Origin of the sequence: Micromonospora sp. WMMD736 (assembly GCF_049179015.1) — a bacterium.
In the GTDB taxonomy this organism is placed as follows: Bacteria; Actinomycetota; Actinomycetes; order Mycobacteriales; family Micromonosporaceae; genus Micromonospora.
Window position 1 is genome coordinate 1 of record NZ_JBMHMI010000079.1, and the last position, 3,092, is coordinate 3,092.

The 3,092-nt window shown below is 67.4% G+C and carries 4 protein-coding genes; all 4 read right to left on the reverse strand.

Going from position 1 to position 3,092, the window contains the following annotated elements; genetic code table 11:
• Window positions 1-792: bifunctional DNA-formamidopyrimidine glycosylase/DNA-(apurinic or apyrimidinic site) lyase (gene mutM, locus ACN269_RS33790; protein WP_421477266.1), on the reverse strand; the 792-nt coding region annotated here is incomplete at its 3' end.
• 2 nt (window positions 793-794) lie between these two features.
• Window positions 795-1,487: a ribonuclease III gene (rnc, locus tag ACN269_RS33795; protein ID WP_421477268.1), complete on the reverse strand. Its 693-nt coding sequence runs from the start codon at window positions 1,485-1,487 to the stop codon at window positions 795-797.
• Window positions 1,484-2,053 (reverse strand): YceD family protein, encoded by a 570-nt coding sequence (locus tag ACN269_RS33800; RefSeq protein WP_421477270.1) that lies wholly within the window; start codon window positions 2,051-2,053, stop codon window positions 1,484-1,486. Before ACN269_RS33800 ends, rnc begins: the two co-directional genes overlap by 4 nt.
• A 74-nt stretch (window positions 2,054-2,127) precedes the next feature.
• Window positions 2,128-2,865 carry a cell division protein SepIVA gene (sepIVA, locus tag ACN269_RS33805; RefSeq protein WP_421477272.1) on the reverse strand — a complete coding sequence of 246 codons (738 nt, stop codon included), beginning with the start codon at window positions 2,863-2,865 and terminating at the stop codon, window positions 2,128-2,130.
• Between the last annotated feature and the right edge of the window lie 227 nt (window positions 2,866-3,092).

Here is a 3,092-nt window from a genome sequence, read left to right on the forward strand (position 1 = left end):
CTTCTCCCGCCGCATCACCGCACCGCAGCGCCGGCACGGCTCGTCTGCTCGACCGTAGGCGTCCAGCGACCGGTCGAAGTAGCCGGACTGGCCGTTGACGTTGACATACAGCGCATCGAACGACGTGCCCCCTTGGCTCAGCGCCTCGGTCATCACCTGCGCGGCCGCATCGAGCAACTCGGCCAGTCGGCGCCGGGTGAGCGCGGAGGCCAGCCGGGCACCGTTGATCTTGGCTCGCCACAACGCCTCATCGGCGTAGATGTTTCCGATTCCCGATACCACGGTCTGGTCCAGCAGTTGCCGTTTGATCTCGGAATGCTTGCGCCGCAACACCGTAACGACATGCTCACGGTCGAAGGCCGGATCGAGGGGGTCTCGACCCAGATGCGCAACGGGTACTGGCACCTCGGTGCCGTCGACCGTCACCAGGTCTGCGATCATCCAGCCACCGAACGTACGCTGGTCGACGAAGCTCAACGCGGTGCCGTCGTCGAGCAGCACGGCGATGCGCAGATGATTGGCATTGGGCACCTCGCCGACGAGCATCTGCCCGCTCATCCCGAGATGGACCACCAGCGCCGAACCATCCCCGAGGGTCAGCCACAGGTACTTGCCCCGCCGGCCGGTGCCGCTGATCTGGGCACCGAGCAGTCGGGCCGTCAGATCGGCCGGACCGGCCTCGTGGCGTCGCACCGCCCGCGGATGATGGACCCGCACCGCGGCAACGGATTTGCCGACCACGTGGGCCTGCAGTCCGCGGCGAACCACCTCGACTTCGGGTAGCTCAGGCATACCTACTCGGAGTCCAGCACGGTCCAGGCGTCGGCGGCAGCCCGCAATTCGGCCTCCTTCTTGGAACGGCCCATCCCCCGGCCGTACTCCTTGTCGGCCACCAGCACAACGGCAGTGAATTCCTTGTCGTGGTCGGGACCTTCGGCGCTCACCACATACTTCGGCACGCCCAGGCCGCGCGCCGAGGTCAGCTCCTGCAGGCTGCTCTTCCACTCCAGCCCGGCGCCCAAGGTCGGCGCGATGTCGATCAACTGGCTGAACAGCCGGAGCACCACCTGCCGAGTGGTGGCCAGACCGTGCTGCACATAGATGGCGCCGAGCAACGACTCCACCCCGTCGGCCAGGATGCTCGATTTGTCGGCGCCGCCGGAGTTCTCCTCGCCCTTGCCCAGTAACAGATAGGCGCCCAGCCCGTCGGCCGTGAGGTCGCGGCCCACCCCCGCCAACGCCTGGGTGTTGACGATGCTGTTGCGCAGCTTGGCCAACTCGCCTTCGGGGCTGTCGGGATGACGGTGGAACAGTTCGTCGACGATCAACAGCCCGAGCACCGCGTCGCCGAGGAATTCCAGCCGCTCGTTGGTGGGTAATCCGCCGTGCTCATAGGAATAGCTGCGGTGCGTCAACGCCATCGTGAGCAACTCGTCGGGCAGGTCGACGCCCAGCGCCGCCAACAGCGCGGCTCGATCCAGGCTCACGCGTCCTCGTCAAACATCGAGGACAGCTTGGCCCAGCGCGGGTCGATTTTGTCGTGGTGATGCCCGGGCTCGGCGGTGGCCAGCGCGACTCCGCAGTCCGGACACAACCCCGAACAGTCGGGCCGGCACAGCGGCGCGAACGGCAACGCGAGGCCAACCGCGTCGACAATCGGTTGCTCCAAGTCAATGGTGTCGTTCACGACGCGGCTGACCTCGTCGGCGTCGGCGGTCTCGTCGGTCGCGCTGGCGGGGTAGGCGAACAACTCGGTCAACTCGATGGTGACCGCATCGGTGACCGGTGTCAGACAGCGCGCGCACTCTCCAGCCGTGGGTGCGCTCACCGATCCGGTGACCAGCACGCCTTCCGACACCGACTGCAGCCGAAGATCCAGATCCAGTTCGGCGCCGGGCGCGATCGCGATCAGATCCAGGCCGATGCGTGTCGGGCTCGGGACGCTCTGGTGCATGGTCATCATCGACCCCGGCCGCCGGCCCAGCCGGGCGATGTTGATCACCAGCGGTGATCGTGGCTCCCGGCGCGCCGCGGCGTTCACTTGGTGCGCCATGGCTGCAATCCTACGGTGGCCCCTGACGCCCCCCGGACCTGATATGGGCTTCGCCGCGCCGGACGCCCAGCAGGTCAGCGCGTCGCGTAGTCGTGCGTCCCGGCGGCGGTGCGCAACTGATGACGGCCCCGTCCCACCGAGCGCAAGGTGCCGTTGAGGAAGTCCTCGAACTCGGCCAGCTTGCTGTCGACGTAGATGTCGCATTCCCCGCGCAACCGGTCAGCCTCGGCGTGCGCGGCGTCGACCAGGCGGGCGGCCTCGGCGTTGGCCGTGTTGACGATCTCGGTCTGGGCGACCAGCCGCTGCTGCTCCTTGATGCCTTCCTGGACGGCCTTCTCGTAGGAGATGTTGCCGTTCTCGATCAACCGGTCGGATTCGGCTTTCGCCCGCCCGACGGCGGCTTCGTAGTCGCGCTTGGCGGTGGCCGCCACCCGGGCGGCCTCGTCACGCGCTTCACCGACCATGCGCTCGCTGTGCTGGCGAGCTTCGGCGACCATCCGGTCGGCCTGCGACTTGGCGTCGGCCAGCACCCGATCGGCCTCGGCGCGGGCATGATTGACCATCGAATCGGCCTCAGCGCCCGCCGTAGACACCATCGCATCGGCATGCTCCTTGGCCTCGCGCAGCATGGCGTCCCGGGCGTCCAACACGTCCTGGGCGTCGTCGAGCTCGCCGGGGATCGCATCCTTGATGTCGTCGAGCAGTTCGAGGACGTCACCGCGCGGCACCACGCAGCCGGCCGTCATCGGCACGCCCCGGGCCTCTTCCACAATCGCGCCCAGTTCGTCGAGCGCTTCGAAAACTCGGTACACGGCAACACCCTCCAGGCGTAGTTGTTAGTGACTAGTGTGCCTGGTGTTACGCCTGTGACAGTGCAGCGTCGCCGGTGTGTCGGCACCTGGCCCGTCTCAAGCGGAACACGCCTGCATTATGTCAATTCGTCCTATCCGGTACGAACCGGGTCAGGACCGGGCGGCCAGTTTCTCCCGCAGCCGGGCGTTGACCGGCTCGGGCAACAGTTCGGACACGTCGCCGCCGA